The 14,736-nt window shown below is 70.1% G+C and carries 17 protein-coding genes; 7 read left to right on the top strand and 10 right to left on the bottom strand.

What is annotated here, in order from left to right:
- Positions 1 to 15 precede the first annotated feature (15 nt).
- The 6 genes from OG844_RS40790 (at position 16) to OG844_RS40765 (ending at position 5,241) form a co-directional block, all read left to right on the top strand.
- Positions 16 to 744: a glutamine amidotransferase gene (locus tag OG844_RS40790; RefSeq protein WP_351178879.1), complete on the top strand. Its 729-nt coding sequence runs from the start codon at positions 16 to 18 to the stop codon at positions 742 to 744.
- A 202-nt stretch (positions 745 to 946) separates the two neighbouring features.
- Positions 947 to 1,972 (top strand): 6-phosphofructokinase, encoded by a 1,026-nt coding sequence (locus OG844_RS40785; RefSeq protein ID WP_406388320.1) that lies wholly within the window; start codon positions 947 to 949, stop codon positions 1,970 to 1,972.
- Positions 1,973 to 2,083: 111 nt separating this feature from the next.
- Complete coding sequence (locus OG844_RS40780) at positions 2,084 to 3,034, top strand: cytochrome c oxidase assembly protein (RefSeq protein ID WP_406388321.1); 951 nt, start codon at positions 2,084 to 2,086, stop codon at positions 3,032 to 3,034.
- 66 nt (positions 3,035 to 3,100) lie between these two features.
- Positions 3,101 to 3,259 (top strand): hypothetical protein, encoded by a 159-nt coding sequence (locus OG844_RS40775; protein ID WP_351178871.1) that lies wholly within the window; start codon positions 3,101 to 3,103, stop codon positions 3,257 to 3,259.
- Between the two features lie 156 nt (positions 3,260 to 3,415).
- The gene (locus OG844_RS40770) at positions 3,416 to 4,126 is read left to right on the top strand and encodes a lysophospholipid acyltransferase family protein (RefSeq protein WP_406388322.1); all 711 of its coding nucleotides are present in this window, start codon (positions 3,416 to 3,418) and stop codon (positions 4,124 to 4,126) included.
- 86 nt (positions 4,127 to 4,212) lie between these two features.
- The gene (locus OG844_RS40765; protein WP_406396006.1) at positions 4,213 to 5,241 is read left to right on the top strand and encodes an NAD-dependent epimerase/dehydratase family protein; all 1,029 of its coding nucleotides are present in this window, start codon (positions 4,213 to 4,215) and stop codon (positions 5,239 to 5,241) included.
- Between the two features lie 67 nt (positions 5,242 to 5,308).
- On the opposite strand, the gene OG844_RS40760 is transcribed toward OG844_RS40765, so the two are convergent.
- The 8 genes from OG844_RS40760 to OG844_RS40725 form a co-directional block, all read right to left on the bottom strand.
- On the bottom strand, positions 5,309 to 6,886 hold the full coding sequence (locus tag OG844_RS40760) for an alpha/beta hydrolase (protein ID WP_406388324.1): 1,578 nt from the start codon (positions 6,884 to 6,886) through the stop codon (positions 5,309 to 5,311).
- A gap of 150 nt (positions 6,887 to 7,036) precedes the next feature.
- The gene (locus OG844_RS40755) at positions 7,037 to 7,822 is read right to left on the bottom strand and encodes an urease accessory protein UreD (RefSeq protein WP_406388325.1); all 786 of its coding nucleotides are present in this window, start codon (positions 7,820 to 7,822) and stop codon (positions 7,037 to 7,039) included.
- Entirely contained in the window at positions 7,819 to 8,496 is a 678-nt protein-coding gene (gene ureG / locus OG844_RS40750; protein ID WP_406388326.1) for an urease accessory protein UreG, read from the bottom strand. Before ureG ends, OG844_RS40755 begins: the two co-directional genes overlap by 4 nt.
- Before the next feature lie 32 nt (positions 8,497 to 8,528).
- Positions 8,529 to 9,194, bottom strand: coding sequence for an urease accessory protein UreF (locus OG844_RS40745; protein WP_406388328.1), 666 nt, complete (start codon positions 9,192 to 9,194; stop codon positions 8,529 to 8,531).
- Between the two features lie 17 nt (positions 9,195 to 9,211).
- Positions 9,212 to 10,933 carry an urease subunit alpha gene (locus OG844_RS40740; protein ID WP_406388329.1) on the bottom strand — a complete coding sequence of 574 codons (1,722 nt, stop codon included), beginning with the start codon at positions 10,931 to 10,933 and terminating at the stop codon, positions 9,212 to 9,214.
- A complete protein-coding gene (locus tag OG844_RS40735) occupies positions 10,926 to 11,237 on the bottom strand; it encodes an urease subunit beta (protein WP_351178849.1) in 312 nt (103 codons plus the stop codon). Before OG844_RS40735 ends, OG844_RS40740 begins: the two co-directional genes overlap by 8 nt.
- Before the next feature lie 15 nt (positions 11,238 to 11,252).
- Positions 11,253 to 11,555 (bottom strand): urease subunit gamma, encoded by a 303-nt coding sequence (locus OG844_RS40730; protein WP_329213448.1) that lies wholly within the window; start codon positions 11,553 to 11,555, stop codon positions 11,253 to 11,255.
- A gap of 136 nt (positions 11,556 to 11,691) precedes the next feature.
- Positions 11,692 to 12,321 (bottom strand): TetR/AcrR family transcriptional regulator, encoded by a 630-nt coding sequence (locus OG844_RS40725; protein WP_406388331.1) that lies wholly within the window; start codon positions 12,319 to 12,321, stop codon positions 11,692 to 11,694.
- Between the two features lie 107 nt (positions 12,322 to 12,428).
- Here OG844_RS40725 and OG844_RS40720 point away from each other — a divergent pair, with 107 nt between their 5' ends.
- Positions 12,429 to 13,421, top strand: coding sequence for an ABC transporter permease (locus OG844_RS40720; RefSeq protein ID WP_406388333.1), 993 nt, complete (start codon positions 12,429 to 12,431; stop codon positions 13,419 to 13,421).
- Positions 13,422 to 13,498: 77 nt separating this feature from the next.
- On the opposite strand, the gene OG844_RS40715 is transcribed toward OG844_RS40720, so the two are convergent.
- Positions 13,499 to 13,789, bottom strand: coding sequence for a type II toxin-antitoxin system Phd/YefM family antitoxin (locus OG844_RS40715; protein WP_406388334.1), 291 nt, complete (start codon positions 13,787 to 13,789; stop codon positions 13,499 to 13,501).
- Between the two features lie 147 nt (positions 13,790 to 13,936).
- A complete protein-coding gene (locus tag OG844_RS40710; protein ID WP_406388335.1) occupies positions 13,937 to 14,332 on the bottom strand; it encodes a PPOX class F420-dependent oxidoreductase in 396 nt (131 codons plus the stop codon).
- Positions 14,333 to 14,736 lie beyond the last annotated feature (404 nt).

Genomic DNA, 14,736 nt, shown 5'->3' with positions numbered 1-14,736 from the left:
CGGAGAGGACGAAGCATGAGCAACAACAGCCTGCGGCTGGTGTGGGTCTACCCCGACCTCCTCAGCACCTACGGCGATCAGGGCAACGCCCTCGTGGTCGAGCGCCGGGCACGCCAGCGCGGTCTCGACGTGTCGCGTGTCGACGTGCGCAGCGACCAGCCCATCCCCACCTCGGGCGACATCTACCTGATCGGTGGCGGTGAGGACCGTCCGCAGCGTCTCGCCGCGGAGCGGCTGCGCCGCGACGGCGGGCTGAGCAGGGCCGCGTCCAACGGCGCGATCATCTTCTCCGTCTGCGCGGGCTACCAGATCCTCGGCCACGAGTTCATCAACGACCTCGGCGAGCGGGAGCCCGGGCTCGGGCTGCTCGATGTGGTCTCCACGCGCGGCGAGGGCGCCCGGTGCGTCGGCGACGTGCTCGGTGACATCGATCCGAACCTGGGGCTCCCGCCCCTGACCGGATTCGAGAACCACCAGGGCATCACGCACCTCGGCCCGACGGCCCGGCCGTTCGCCCGCACCCGGATCGGGCGGGGCAACGGCACGGGCGACGGCACCGAGGGCGCGTACAACGACACGGTCTTCGGCACGTACATGCACGGTCCCGTACTGGCACGCAATCCGTTGATCGCGGACCACCTGCTGAAGCTGGCCCTCGATGTGAACGCGCTGCCGCCGTGCGACGACCGCTGGTACGAGGCGCTCCGCTCCGAACGGATCGCCGCGGCGACGCAGCCCGCCTGACTCCTCCCGGCCGTCACGGTCTCCCTACGGGCACGCCCTGTTGACAGGCTGCACCTAGCTGTGGGGTTCCGTGTACGGCCGGTGGACGTCCAGCAGGCGGACGGTGGTTTCGGTCCCGCCACCTTGCGCCGGTAGGGTGGCGGGGATCCAACCGGACGACGTGGTCCGGTCGTCGGCCCACGTTGCAAAGGTTTCCCGGGCAATGCGAATTGGTGTGCTCACCTCCGGCGGCGACTGCCCCGGCCTGAACGCCGTCATCCGTTCCGTCGTGCACCGCGCGGTGGTAGATCACGGCGACGAGGTCATCGGCTTCCACGACGGCTGGAAGGGCCTCCTCGAGTGCGATTACCGCAAGCTCGACCTCGATGCGGTCGGCGGTATCCTCGCCCGCGGCGGCACGATCCTCGGCTCCTCCAGGGTCCAGCCGGCCCATCTGCGTGACGGGGTCGAACGGGCCAAGGGCCACGTCGCCGACCTCGGCCTCGACGCGATCATCCCGATCGGCGGCGAAGGCACGCTGAAGGCGGCCAACCTGCTCTCCGAGGCGGGGCTGCCCATCGTCGGTGTGCCGAAGACCATCGACAACGACATCGCCTCCACCGATGTGACCTTCGGTTTCGACACGGCTGTCGGTGTCGCGACCGAGGCCCTCGACCGGCTGAAGACCACGGCCGAGTCGCACCAGCGGGTGCTCATCGTCGAGGTCATGGGACGGCACACCGGCTGGATCGCGCTGCACTCCGGCATGGCGGCCGGCGCGCACGCCATCGTGGTCCCCGAGCGGCCCTTCGACATGGACGAACTGACCGCGCTCGTCGGGCAGCGTTTCTCGGCCGGCAAGAAGTTCGCCATCGTCGTCGTCGCCGAGGGTGCGAAGCCTCGCGCGGGTTCCATGGAGTTCAACCAGGGCACCAAGGACATCTACGGGCACGAGCGCTTCGCCGGTGTGGCGACGCAGCTCTCCATCGAGCTGGAGCAGCGCCTGCAGAAGGAGGCCCGCCCGGTGATCCTCGGTCACGTCCAGCGCGGCGGCACCCCGACCGCGTACGACCGCGTCCTGGCCACCCGCTTCGGCTGGCACGCGGTGGAGGCGGCTCACCGCGGTGAGTTCGGCATGATGACGGCGCTGCGCGGCACCGACATCACGATGGTCCCGCTGGCGGAGGCCGTGGAGACCCTGAAGACGGTTCCCGCCGAGCGCTACGCCGAGGCCCAGTGCGTGCTCTGACCGACACAAAGGTCCACGAACCGCCCCCGCCCGCAGCCGCGGCCGGGGGCGGTTCTAGTCTGGACCGGACAACCGGCACGAATCGGGGACGCCCCCGGCGGGAGTGAACAGATGGATCACAGCGGGCACGGCATGAACATGGATCTGCCGCCGTTCACGCTGGGACGCGGGCTCGAATTCTCCGCGGACCCGTTCTTCCTGGCCGGCTCCGTCGCCGCGCTGGCTCTCTACGGGTACGCGGTGCTGCGTCTGCGCAGGCGCGGCGACGGCTGGCCGGTCAACCGGATCACCTTCTTCGTCGTCGGCGTGCTGTCCATCGCCCTGGTGATGTGCACCAAGCTCAACGACTACGGCATGGTCATGTTCAGCGTGCACATGGTGCAGCACATGGTGATCAGCATGCTGTCGCCGATTCTCCTGCTGCTGGGCGCCCCGGTGACGCTGGCACTGCGGGCGCTTCCGGTCGCGGGGCGGGACCGCACCGGGCCGCGCGAGCTGCTGCTCATGCTGCTGCACAGCCGCTACATGAAGGTCGTCACGCATCCGGTGTTCACGATCCCGCTCTTCATCGCGAGCCTGTACGCGCTCTACTTCACGCCGCTGTTCGACTTCCTGATGGGGTCGAAGCCCGGCCATCTGGCGATGATGGTGCACTTCCTCGGCGTCGGCCTGGTGTTCTTCTGGCCGATCATGGGCGTGGACCCCGGGCCGCACCGGCCGGGCTATGTGATGCGGATGCTGGAGCTCTTCGCGGGCATGCCGTTCCACGCGTTCTTCGGTATTGCCCTGATGATGGCGAGCGGGCCGATGGTGGAGACGTACAAGACGCCTCCGGCGTCCCTCGGCATCGATCCGCTGAGCGATCAGAACTGGGCGGGCGGCATCGCCTGGGCGTTCAGCGAGATCCCGTCGGTGCTGGTCCTGATCGCTCTGGTCTTCCAGTGGTACCGCTCCGAACAGCGGACGGCAAAGCGTGCGGACCGGGCGGCCGACCGGGACGGCGACCGCGAGCTGAACGCGTACAACGCCTATCTCGCCTCATTGCAGGCACGCGGGCAGTAGCGGCGGGCACGCCTGTGGGGTGACCATGGCCTCAACGGCCGTGCGGCCGATGAGGAGAGTGCGCTCATGTCCGGATCCACGAAGATCATGGGAGTGCTTACCGTCGGGGCGCTGGTCGCGGTGACGGCGTACACGGTGGCGCTGGGGAGCAACGGCTGGCTCTGGTTCGGCTGGGTGGTCCTGGGGCTGGCCACCCTGGGAATGGTGGCCACCCGCGACACCTGAGTTACGTCCCTGTCTCACAGGGCAACCGATGGGTGTCCCGCATGACCGGTGGGGCCCGGCCGCAGGCGATCACACACGCCGATCGGCGATGTGCGAGGTTGTGTCCTGTGACCTGGCTGAACACGGTCACCAGCCCGAACCAGAGTGGGAGAGACCTTGTTCTATTACGTCCTGAAATATGTCGTGCTCGGACCACTGCTCCGGCTGGGGTTCCGGCCCCGTATCGAAGGACTGGAGCACATTCCTGCCGAGGGCGCGGCCATCGTCGCGGGCAATCACCTGTCGTTCTCCGACCATTTCCTGATGCCCGCGATCATCAAACGGCGCATCACGTTCCTCGCGAAGGCGGAGTACTTCACCGGCCCCGGCATCAAGGGCAAGCTCACCGCGGCGTTCTTCCACAGCATCGGGCAGATTCCGGTGGACCGGTCGGGCAAGGAGGCCGGTCAGGCGGCGATCCGCGAAGGGCTGGGGGTGCTGAGCAAGGGTGAACTGCTGGGGATCTACCCGGAGGGCACCCGCTCGCACGACGGGCGCCTGTACAAGGGCAAGGTCGGGGTCGCCGTGATGGCGATCAGGGCAGGCGTCCCGGTCGTCCCGTGCGCGATGGTCGGTACGTTCGAGATCCAGCCGCCCGGGAAGGTCGTGCCGCGGATCAAGCGGGTCACCATCCGCTTCGGCGAGCCCCTGGACTTCTCCCGCTACGCCGGGCTCGAGGACCAGAAGGCGGCGATCCGCGCGGTCACCGACGAGATCATGTACGCCATCCTCGGCCTCTCCGGGCAGGAGTACGTCGACGAGTACGCGGTCAAGGTGAAGGCCGCGCAGGCGGAGCCGTCCAGAAAGTTCCCTCGGCGGCAACGCTGAGCGTGGAGTCTGCTCCTGGCAGATCTCCCTGGTCCGGCGTCGTGGCGCCCCGTAGCGTCTCCCGTATGAGCAGAGGACGAGCGTTCGTGCTGGGCGCCACGGGGCAGGTCGGCCGGGCCGCCGTGCGGGCCCTGGCGGAGGACGGCTGGGACGTGACGGCGGGGTCGCGCGGGGGCGGCCGGGACGGTGCGTGGGGGTCGGCCGTCGGCAGTGTGTCGCTCGACCGTGAGGACGAGGGGGCGCTGGCCGCCGCGCTCGGCGACGGCTGCGACGTCCTGGTCGACATGGTGGCGTTCGACGGCGCCCACGCCCGGCAGTTGGCCGGGCTCACCGGCCGTGTCGGTTCGGCCGTCGTCATCTCCAGCGGTGCCGTCTACGAGGACGGCAGGGGACGCGGCTTCGACACCCAGGGCGAGCCCGACGGCACTCCTCACTATCCGCTGCCGATCCCTGAGACACAGCGCACGGTGGCCCCGGGCGACGCGACGTACGCGACGCGGAAGATGCAGCTGGAGCAGGAGCTGCTCGCGGCCGGCGGCGAACTCCCGGTGACGCTGCTGCGGGCGGGCGCGATACACGGGGAGTACTGCCGCACGCCGCGCGAGCTGTACTTCGTCAAGCGTCTGCTCGACGGACGCGGGCGGCGGGTGCTCGCGTACGACGGGAGGTCCCGCTTCCATCCGGTCCATGTGTCCAACCTCGCCGAGCTGATACGTCTCGCCGCTCTGCGGCCGGCTTCGCGGGTGCTCAACGCAGGGGATCCGCAGGCGCCGACCGTCTCCGAGATCGGCGCGGCCATCGACGACGTGCTGGGCCGGAGGACCGAAACGGTCCTGGTGGCGGGTGCCCCTCCCGAGGGTCACGTCGGCGAGACGCCGTGGACCAGCGCTCATCCCATCGTCTACGACATGGCGCTCGCCCGGCGCGAGCTCGGCTACGTGCCCGTGACGGACTATGCGCAATCACTTCCGGGGACCGTCGAGTGGCTCGCGTCCGAACTGCACGGACAGGAGTGGACGAAGGCCTTCCCGAAGATGGCGCGGAACTACGGCGAGGCCCTCTTCGACTACGCGGCGGAGGACGCCTGGCTGGAACGGTACGACCGCAGGGCATGAGCCCGGTCGGCGCAGCGGGCGGCCGGTTGGATCTCCGGCCGCCCGCCCGCTCACTTCAGATCGACGCTCACGGCTTCGGTGTGGCGTGCGGGGTGCACGTCACATCACGCGGGTCGGTCTTCCCGGTGAGCAGGTAGGTGTCCACCCGCTCGTTGATGCAGGGGTTGGCCAGACCGGTGACGCCGTGGGAGCCGGCGTCCTTCTCGGTGATGAGGCGGGAGCCCTTGAAGCGCTTGTGCAGTTCGACGGCGCCCCCGTACGGAGTGGCGGCGTCGCGCGTGGACTGCACGATCAGCACGGGCGGCAGGCCCTTGCCGGTCCTGACGTCCAGCGGGGTCTGCTGCTTCGTCGACCAGGTCGCACAGGGCAGGTTCATCCAGGCGTTCGCCCAGGTCATGAACGGGTTGTCCTTGTGCAGCCTGGTGTTGTCGCGGTCCCACTTCGACCAGTTGGTGGGCCACTTGGCGTCCGCGCACTCGACCGCCGTGTACACAGCGTTGCCGTTCTCCGAGGAGGCGTTGCCCTTGGTGTCCGACAGGTCGGGGGCAGCGGCGTCGATCAGCGCCTGGGTGTCGCCGCCCAGGTAGTCGCTCCAGATCTGGGCGGTGGGTGCCCAGGCGGAGTCGTAGTACGGCGCACCCTGGAAGAACCCGATGAGTTCGGCGGGGCCGACGACGCCGCCGATCGGGTCCTTCTTGGCCGCGGCGCGCAGCTTCAGCCACGCCTGCTCGACCTTCTCGGGCGTGTCACCGATGTGGTAGACGGAGTCGTTCTTGGCGACCCACGTCTTCCAGTCCTGCCAGCGCACCTGGAAGGCGACGTCCTGGCCGAGGTTGGCCTCGTACCAGATGTTGTCCTTCGAAGGATCGACCACGCTGTCGACGATCATGCGGCGCACGTGGTCCGGGAAGAGCGTGCCGTAGACCGCACCCAGGTAGGTGCCGTAGGAGACGCCCAGGAAGTTGAGCTTCTTCTCGCCGAGCGCGGCACGGATGACATCCAGGTCGCGTGCGGTGTTGGGCGTGGTCATGTGCGGCAGCATGTCGCCGCTGCGTTCGGCGCAGCCGGCCGCGTACTCGGCGGCGAGCTTGCGCTGCGCGCGCTTGTCGGCCTCGCTGTCGGGTACGGGGTCCGCCTTCGGGGCCTTCACGAACTCCTGCGGGTCGATGCAGGAGATCGGCGCCGAGTGGCCGACACCGCGTGGGTCGAAGCCGACGAAGTCGTATGCCTTCGCCACGTTCACCCAGAGCGGGTTCTTGGTGACGATGCGCCTCGGGAACGCCATACCGGAGCCGCCGGGGCCACCGGGGTTGTAGAGGAGCGCGCCCTGGCGCTCCTCCTTCGTGCCCGTGCTGACGTGCCGGTCGACGGCGAGCTTGATCTGCTTGCCGTTCGGCTTGGCGTAGTCGAGCGGCACGGTCACCCATCCGCACTGGATGGGTGTGACGATCGCCCAGTCGGCCGGACAGTCCGTCCAGTCGATGCCGGCCTTCGCCGCTCGGGCCGCGGCGACCTGGACGCCGCGCGCCTCGGAACCGCCGTGGTGACGGCCGTCGGCACTGGCTGCCGGTGCGGCTATCGCCCCCGCTACGAGCGTGCCCGCGATCAGAGTGCCGGCCGAGCCGAGCACTGCTGTGCGTCTCAAGTGGAACCTCCCCCTGTGTGTTGCGCCCGCTGGTGGCGCAGGTGTTCGTACGTCCAGCGGATCCTTTCGTCTGTGGGGCTACTGAGAACAGGGCGAACGCATGTTTCTTTACCGAACCAATAACCGGTGACCGCGTCCCGCTGAGCGGACTCAGGCCCCGTGGCAGTCCTTGAGTCCGTCCAACAGCCCGGCGAGCGCCTCGTCCAAGACGCCGCGCAGCAGCCGGGCGTCGGCTGCGAGCGCTGTCACCAGGACGGCGGGACCGGCCAGCGGGGCGAGCGCGGCGGTGGGTCCCAGAAGCCGGGGTTCAGGCAGGTCCTCCTCGAAAGCCGGGTGGACGACGAGTAGTTGACCTACCGCCCGGTGACCGCCCAGGACCGCAGCGCCGTCCCATCCGCCGGGCGCCCCGGGCCCGTACCCCAGCTGTTGGTCGAGCAAGGGGCGGCCGGCCCGGCGGACCGTCAGACGGGTGGTGAGGCTGCCGGTGACCTCGCCGTGCCGTCCCAGGATCTGTTCCTCGCGCAGCACCAGACGTGCGGAGGCGGCGAGTTCGACCCGGGTGCTCTGGTCGAGCTCGCTGCCGTACGCGGAGATGAGCTGCTCGGGAAGCCAGCGGAGTTCCGCGCCCTCCCCCACGCTCAGCCGCAGGTCGTACGAGGCGCGGCCCGCGTCCGGACGGGCGCCGGGGAGCGCCACGGTGGCCGCGGCGGAGTCCACCGCCAGCCGTGCGCCGTCCTCGGCCCGCACCTCGATGGCGAGGCGGTCGCCGCCCAGCGGCGCGCTCATCGCTCCGACCACGGTGACGCGGGCGCGTCCGGGCTCCGGTGATCTGGTGCGGCGCAGGGCCAACGGTCCCGCGCTCTCCAGCACGGGGAGCGCGGTGGAACCTCGCCCGTCGGGGACCGCGGTGATGCGAGCGGTGGCGTCGATGCTCATGCGGTCCAGGCCGCGAGCTGCGCCCGCACCCAGTCCGCGACGGGCGCCACGCCCTCGGCGGAGGTCAGGGAGGTGAACACGACGGGGAGTTCACCGCGCTGCTCGGCGGCGTCGCGGGCCATCCGGCCCAGGTCGGAGCCGACGTACGGGGCGAGATCCGTCTTGTTGATGACGAGGAGGTCGGCGGTGGTGACTCCCGGGCCCCCCTTGCGCGGGATGTCGTCTCCCCCCGCCACGTCGATCACGAAGACCTGGGCGTCGACGAGTCCCTTGGAGAAGGTCGCGGTGAGGTTGTCGCCGCCGGATTCGACGAGGATCAGGTCGAGCGGTCCCACGGAGTCCTCCAGGTCCTCGACGGCTTCGAGGTTGGCGGAGATGTCGTCGCGGATGGCGGTGTGCGGGCAGGCGCCGGTCTCGACGGCCTGGATGCGCTCGGGCGCCAGCACGGCGTTGCGCAGGAGGAAGGCCGCGTCCTCGCGGGTGTAGATGTCATTGGTGACGACGGCGATCGACAGCCGGTCGCGCAGGGCGCGGCACAGGGCGGCAACCGTCGCGGTCTTCCCGGAACCGACGGGTCCGCCGAGGCCGATGCGCAGGGCGCGCCGGGTGCCGTCGGGGCGTGCGGCGTCGGCGCTGACGGCTGCGGGGCCGCTGTGGGTGTGGTCGAGGTGCATGGGGGTGACTCCTGGTGGCAGGTGTGGAGTTCTCAGGACGCGAACAGCCGGACCGGCCAGGCCGCGTGTGCTTCGGCGGTGATGTCGAGCAGCGGCGCGGAGGCGGCGGGCAGTGCGTCGATGCCCTCCAGTGCGGCTGCGGCGGCCTGTTCGGCGACCAGGTCGAGTTCGGGCGCGAGGCGGGCGAGGACGGCGGTGGCCTCGAAGGGGTCCAGGGAGAGCAGCCGGACGACCGCGGTGGCCGGGCCGCTGACTGCTTCGTAAAGGACGCAGTGTGCGGCGTCCTCGGGCCCCAGGCCCGCCGCGCGTGCGGTGAGGCCGAGGACGACGGGCTGGTGGGCGCCCCGCGGCCGGGCCGCTGCGAGCGCGGCCAGTTCGGTGCTGGGCCAGGTTGCCCGCGCGGCCCGCATCAGCTGGCGGCCGAGCTTGCGTGCGACGGCCCGCAGCGCGGGCGAGGGCGTCCGGGCGTCGGCGGCCTCGTCGAGCGCGAGCGGGTCGAGGCCGTGGGCCGCCGCCGCGGCGAGTGCGGCCGAGGTCAGTCCCGTGGTGTGGAGCCGGCCCAGGCAGAAGCCCGCCAGGTCCTGGGCGTTGCGGATGTGTCCTGCCTTGACGGCCGGTTCGGCGCCACCCGAGTGGGCGTGGCCGCCGGCGGGGAACCGGCCGTCGGCGAGGACGAGCAGTGCGGCGCGTGTCGTCATGGAGGCCTGACCCGCCCTCAGAAGAGGAAGTAGCGCTGGGCCATGGGGAGTTCGGCTGCCGGAGCAGGTTCGACCTGCTCCCCGTCGATGGTGACCGCAAAGCTGTCGGGGTCGACCTGGACCCGTGGCATGGCGTCGTTCTCCCGCATGTCCGCCTTGGTGACCCCGCGGGTGCTGGTGATGGGCACGAATGCCTTGCCCAGCCCCAGCCGGTCCGGCAGCCCGTCCTCGATGGCGGCCGTGGACACGAAGTTGAAGGAGTTGGCGGCGGGCGCACGCCCCACGGCGCCGAACATCGGACGGGGCATGACGGGCTGCGGGGTGGGGATCGAGGCGTTGGCGTCGCCCATCTGCGCGTACGCGATCTGACCGCCCTTGATCACGGTCTGCGGCTTGACGCCGAAGAAAGCCGGGTCCCACAGCACGAGGTCGGCGAGCTTCCCCGTCTCGACCGAGCCGATCTCCCGGTCCAGGCCCTGGGCGACTGCCGGGTTGATCGTGTATTTGGCGACATAGCGACGAGCCCGGTGGTTGTCGGCGGCCCCGTCGCCCGCCAGGGAACCGCGTCGCCGCTTCATCACGTGGGCCGTCTGCCAGGTACGCAGGATCACCTCGCCGATCCGTCCCATCGCCTGGGAGTCGGAGGAGATGATCGAGATGGCGCCGAGGTCGTGGAGGATGTCCTCGGCCGCGATGGTCGAGGGCCGGATCCGGGACTCGGCGAAGGCCAGGTCCTCCGGCACGGCGGGGTTGAGGTGATGACAGACCATCAGCATGTCGAGGTGTTCCTCGATCGTGTTGACGGTGTGCGGCCGGGTCGGATTGGTGGAGCTGGGCAGGACGTACGGCTCCGAGACCACGCTGATGATGTCGGGGGCGTGCCCGCCGCCCGCGCCCTCGGTGTGGTACGCGTGAATGGAGCGCCCGGCGATGGCGGCGAGGGTGTCGGCGACGAATCCGGCCTCGTTGAGCGTGTCCGTGTGGATGGCCAGTTGCGCGCCTGTCTCCTCGCAGACGCTCAGACAGGCGTCGATGACGGCGGGGGTGGCGCCCCAGTCCTCATGGATCTTGAACCCCAGCGCTCCGGCGCGCAGCTGGGAGTGCATGGCCTCGCGGGACATCGTGTTGCCCTTGCCGAGCAGGCCGATGTTGACGGGATAGCCCTCCAGGGCCTCGAACATCCGGGCGAGGTGCCAGGGCCCCGGGGTGATCGTGGTGGCCTTGGTCCCTTCCGCCGGGCCCGTGCCACCACCGACGAGCGTGGTGATGCCGGAGGAGAGCGCCTGGTCGACGAGGGTCGGGGAGATGAAGTGGACGTGCGCGTCGATGGCACCCGCGGTGATGAACTTGCCGTTGCCCGCGATGATTTCGGTCTCGGGACCGATGACCAGATCAGGGTGGACGCCGTCCATCGTGTCGGGGTTGCCGGCCTTGCCGATGCCGGTGATCCGGCCGTCGCGGATACCGATGTCGGCTTTGACGATGCCCCAGTGGTCGATGATGACGGCGCCCGTGATGACCGTGTCGGGTGCTCCCTCGGCGCGGGTGGTGCGCGCCTGGCCCATCGATTCGCGGATCACCTTGCCGCCACCGAACACCGCCTCGTCACCGGCCCTCCCGGGGCCGCCCGAGCGGTCCTCCTCGATCTCGACGACGAGATCGGTGTCGGCGAGCCGGATATGGTCGCCTGTGGTCGGCCCGAACAGATCGGCGTACACGGCGCGGCTGAGCTCAGGCATCGAGGGAACCTCCGGTTTCGCCGCGCAGCCCGGGGACGGTGCGCAGGCCTGCGAGCGGGACGAGTTCGACGTCGACCGGGACACCGGGCTCGAAGCGCACGGCGGTACCCGCTGCGATGTTCAGCCGCAGCCCGTGCGCTGCCCGGCGGTCGAAGTCCAGACCGGGGTTGGCCTCGGCGAAGTGGTAGTGCGAGCCGACCTGGACGGGCCGGTCGGCAGCGTTGAGGACGGTGATGCGGGTGACGGGGCGCCCCTCGTTGAGCCGCACCGTGCCTTCCGCGTACAGGATCTCTCCGGGAATCATCCGGCCGCTCCCCCGTCAGACGATCGGATCGTGGACGGTGACGAGCTTGGTGCCGTCCGGGAAGGTGGCTTCGACCTGGACGTCGTGAATCATCTCGGGGATGCCGTCCATGACGTCCTCGCGGGTGAGCACCTTCCTGCCGGAGGCCATCAGTTCGGCGACGGTCCGGCCGTCGCGCGCGCCCTCCAGGAGGTGGGAGGTGATCAGAGCGATCGCCTCGGGGTGATTCAGCCGCAGCCCGCGCGCCCTGCGCTTCTCGGCGACATCGGCCGCCACATGGATGAGCAGGCGTTCCTGTTCGTGCGGAGTCAGTTGCACGCTTCCACCTCTTCGTCTTCCGCCCGGGACCGGCCCGGGCGCAGCGGGACCCTATCCCCGTTCAACACTCTGTTGAACGATGAAGCGGATCGCGCGGCCAGGTATTGCACGTTAGGGCGGAAGTTTTTCCGGCGCGTTAACTGATCTTTTGCAGATCCATGGACATCAGCCCGCGCAGGCCGCTTTCGAGGACTTCCGGGCCGACGTCGCCGAACATGGCCAGCTGGGCGATGTACCCCTGGGCGACGGCGATCAGCGTGCGGGCGACGTGCTCGTCCGGCACCTCGGCGGTGAGCATTCCGGCCGCGCGGTACACGCCGACCAGTTCCGCCCAGGCCACACGCAGACCCGCATAGGCCTCACCCAGGGTGTCCGCCAGCCGCTCACTGCGCAGGGTCTCGGACCACACCTGGACGATCAGCCCGGCGTAGGCCCTGCGGTCCAGCCCGCCCGCCCTGTCCGTCCCGTCACCGAAAAGCGTGCGCACCACACGGCCGATCAGGACATCGGGAGTGGGCGGCGGACTGTCCCGGGAGGCCCGCTCGAAGGCCTGACGGACTCCACCGACCGCCTCCCCCGCGATGGCCGCGATCAGGTCCTCCTTGCCGCTGAAGTAGCGGTAGACCGCCCCCGCCGACAGCCCGACCTCCTTCAGGACGTCCTGCATCGAGGTGCCGTGGAAGCCGTCGCGGGCGAAGGCGCGTGCGGCGCCGTCGAGGATCTGCCGGCGGCGGGCGTCGAGGTGTTCCTGGGATACACGGGCCATGGACCCAACCTAAAACGAACGTTCCTTCTTGACAAGGTGCCGAGCCGGAAGGACAGTGGGATGAGCATAAAACGAACGATCCTTCTCTTTGAATCGAGGCACTCGTCATGCCCGGACAGAACCGCCGCGCGGTGGCGGTCATCCTGCTCGTCCCTCTGGTGGTGACGCTCGCGCTCTGGGCCTTCTCGTGGCCCGCCGCCCGGACGGCACCTCGGGACCTGCCCGTGGGCATCGCGGGCACCGCACCGGCGGCCGACCGGCTGCAGGAGCAGCTCGAGCGGCGCGAGGGTGCGTTCGAGATCCACCGCTACGACGACGCACCCGCCGCCCGCGCCGCCATCGAGGACCGGGTCGTATACGGCGCCGTCGTGGCCACGGAGAAGGGCCCGCAGCTGCTCACCGCGTCGGCGGCGAGCCCGGCCGTCTCCCAGCTGCTGCGCGAAGCGGTCACCGCTGCGGCCCCTGCGGGCAGCGAGGTACCGGTCACCGACGTCGTCGCCGCGCCCGGAGCCGATCCCCGGGGCAGCGTGCTCGGCGCGAGCATCCTGCCGTTGGCCCTGGCCGGAGTCGCTTCCGGGGCGGTGGTGACCCTCATGAAGCTGCGCGGCGCCCGTGCCGCCGTGACGCTGACCGGCGCGGCAGTCCTGGTGGGTGTCGCCGCCACGGCCGTGGCACACAGCTGGCTCGGCGTGATCACGGGCGACTGGTGGGCCGAGGCCGGCACCATCGGACTGACCGTGGTGGCGATCGGTGCGGCCGTGGCGGGGCTCGCCGCCCTGATCGGCACGCCGGGCATCGGTCTGGGGGCGCTGCTGATGGTGCTGCTGGGCAATCCGTTCTCCGGGATCACCAGCGCCCCCGAACTGCTCCCCGAACCGGTCGGCATGATCGGCCAGTGGCTGCCGCCGGGCGCGGGCGGATCACTCCTGCGATCCGTGGCGTTCTTCGACGGAAGTGCGGCCGGCGGGGCCATGGCGACCCTGGCGATCTGGGCGGTGCTCGGCCTCACCGCCGTCCTGATCGGCGGCCGCGCCCGCCCGGGGAACCCCGACCAGATCGAATCCTCCGAGCGCGACCCCGCACCCGCCCTCGCGGGCTGAGCGACTCCGCACCGGAACCGCCGCGCACCCCCGCCGTAGCGGACGGGGGTGCGCGGCTCTTGTCGTCGTGCCCGGAGTCAGTCGTCCCGGTCGTCGTGGCCGCGGTGCTCCGCGGCGATACCGAAACGGCGGCGTTCGCCGGGAGCGGATGTGATGGAGCCGATCGAGGACACCGTACGAACGATCTGCTCCTCGGCCTCGGCCGCGACCTCGTCACTCTCGAGTCGCTGCAGGTCAGCCGCCGACACCAGGGCCACGAGCGGCTTGCCGTGCCGTGTCACGACCACTCGCTCACCACCGTAGACAACGCGGTTGATCAGTTCGGCGAGCTCTGCTCGGGCTTGCGTCACCGGAATCTCGTAGGCCATGGTCCCCAGCTTAAGGCGCGTATCTCACCGTCACGGAGTCCGTGCGGCAGCGGAGAAGCCCAGCTCCTGTCGGCATCCATTCCGCCCGAGGTCGACGGCGAGGGCCTCGTCCCGAGCGACGTTCTTCCGGTCCAGGAGTTGTCGGCCTCAGACAGAGAAACCGGAGATCCTCTGCGGAGTCACCCGGACGATCAGCCGCAGGACATCGTCCGACTCGGCGGGCGGGTCCTCTCCGAGGTACTTCTGCGAGAGCTCGCGCGGAAGTGACTTTTCCCGGTCCTCGATCAATTCGACGGTGCCACGGATGTCCACCGAGTGGTACGGGTTCTCGATGTCGTAGACGGTGAGGCTGACCCGTGGGTCCCGGGTGAGGTTTCGCGCCTTCTGCCGCCCGGCCGTGGTGGAGAACAGCACCGCGTCTCCGTCCCTCGCCATCCAGACCACCGAGGTCTGCGGCCCTCCGTCCCGGTTCAGCGTCGCGACGGTGGCGAAGTTCCTCCCGTCCAGAAGCTTCCGCGTCTCCTCGTTGAACGCTACTGACACTGCCTCACCCTTCTGTCCCGCAACCCCTGTTGTCCACTGCTCGGGTGGAGAACGGATGCGAGGGCCGAGTTCTTCCCGATGGAGGATCGAACAGGCGGCACCCTCCTGGGGAACTCGAAGCAGGGCGCCGCCGCTCCTGGACATTGACCGGAAGCCGAGCCGGTAACGGCAGCGCACCCTCAGGCGAGGGGTACACGTCAACGTGCACCCCTCGCTCTGCCGACGGGCCGAAGGCAGTCGACGCCGGCCCTGTCGCGGCGCCGGGCCCGCAGACCGCGCGCCTGTCGAGCACCCTCCAGCCAGGGCACTTCTCGGGCCGGCCAGGGGCGTCGACGTGGCGGACACGTGCGGCCTGGTCGTGGCGGGCCGGAGAGACGGCGATGGTGCCGCCGCACTTCGTACAG

It is taken from the genome of Streptomyces sp. NBC_00887 (assembly GCF_045207585.1).
Note: the sequence above shows the minus strand (reverse complement) of the source record. Positions and strands in the feature narration are given on the sequence as shown.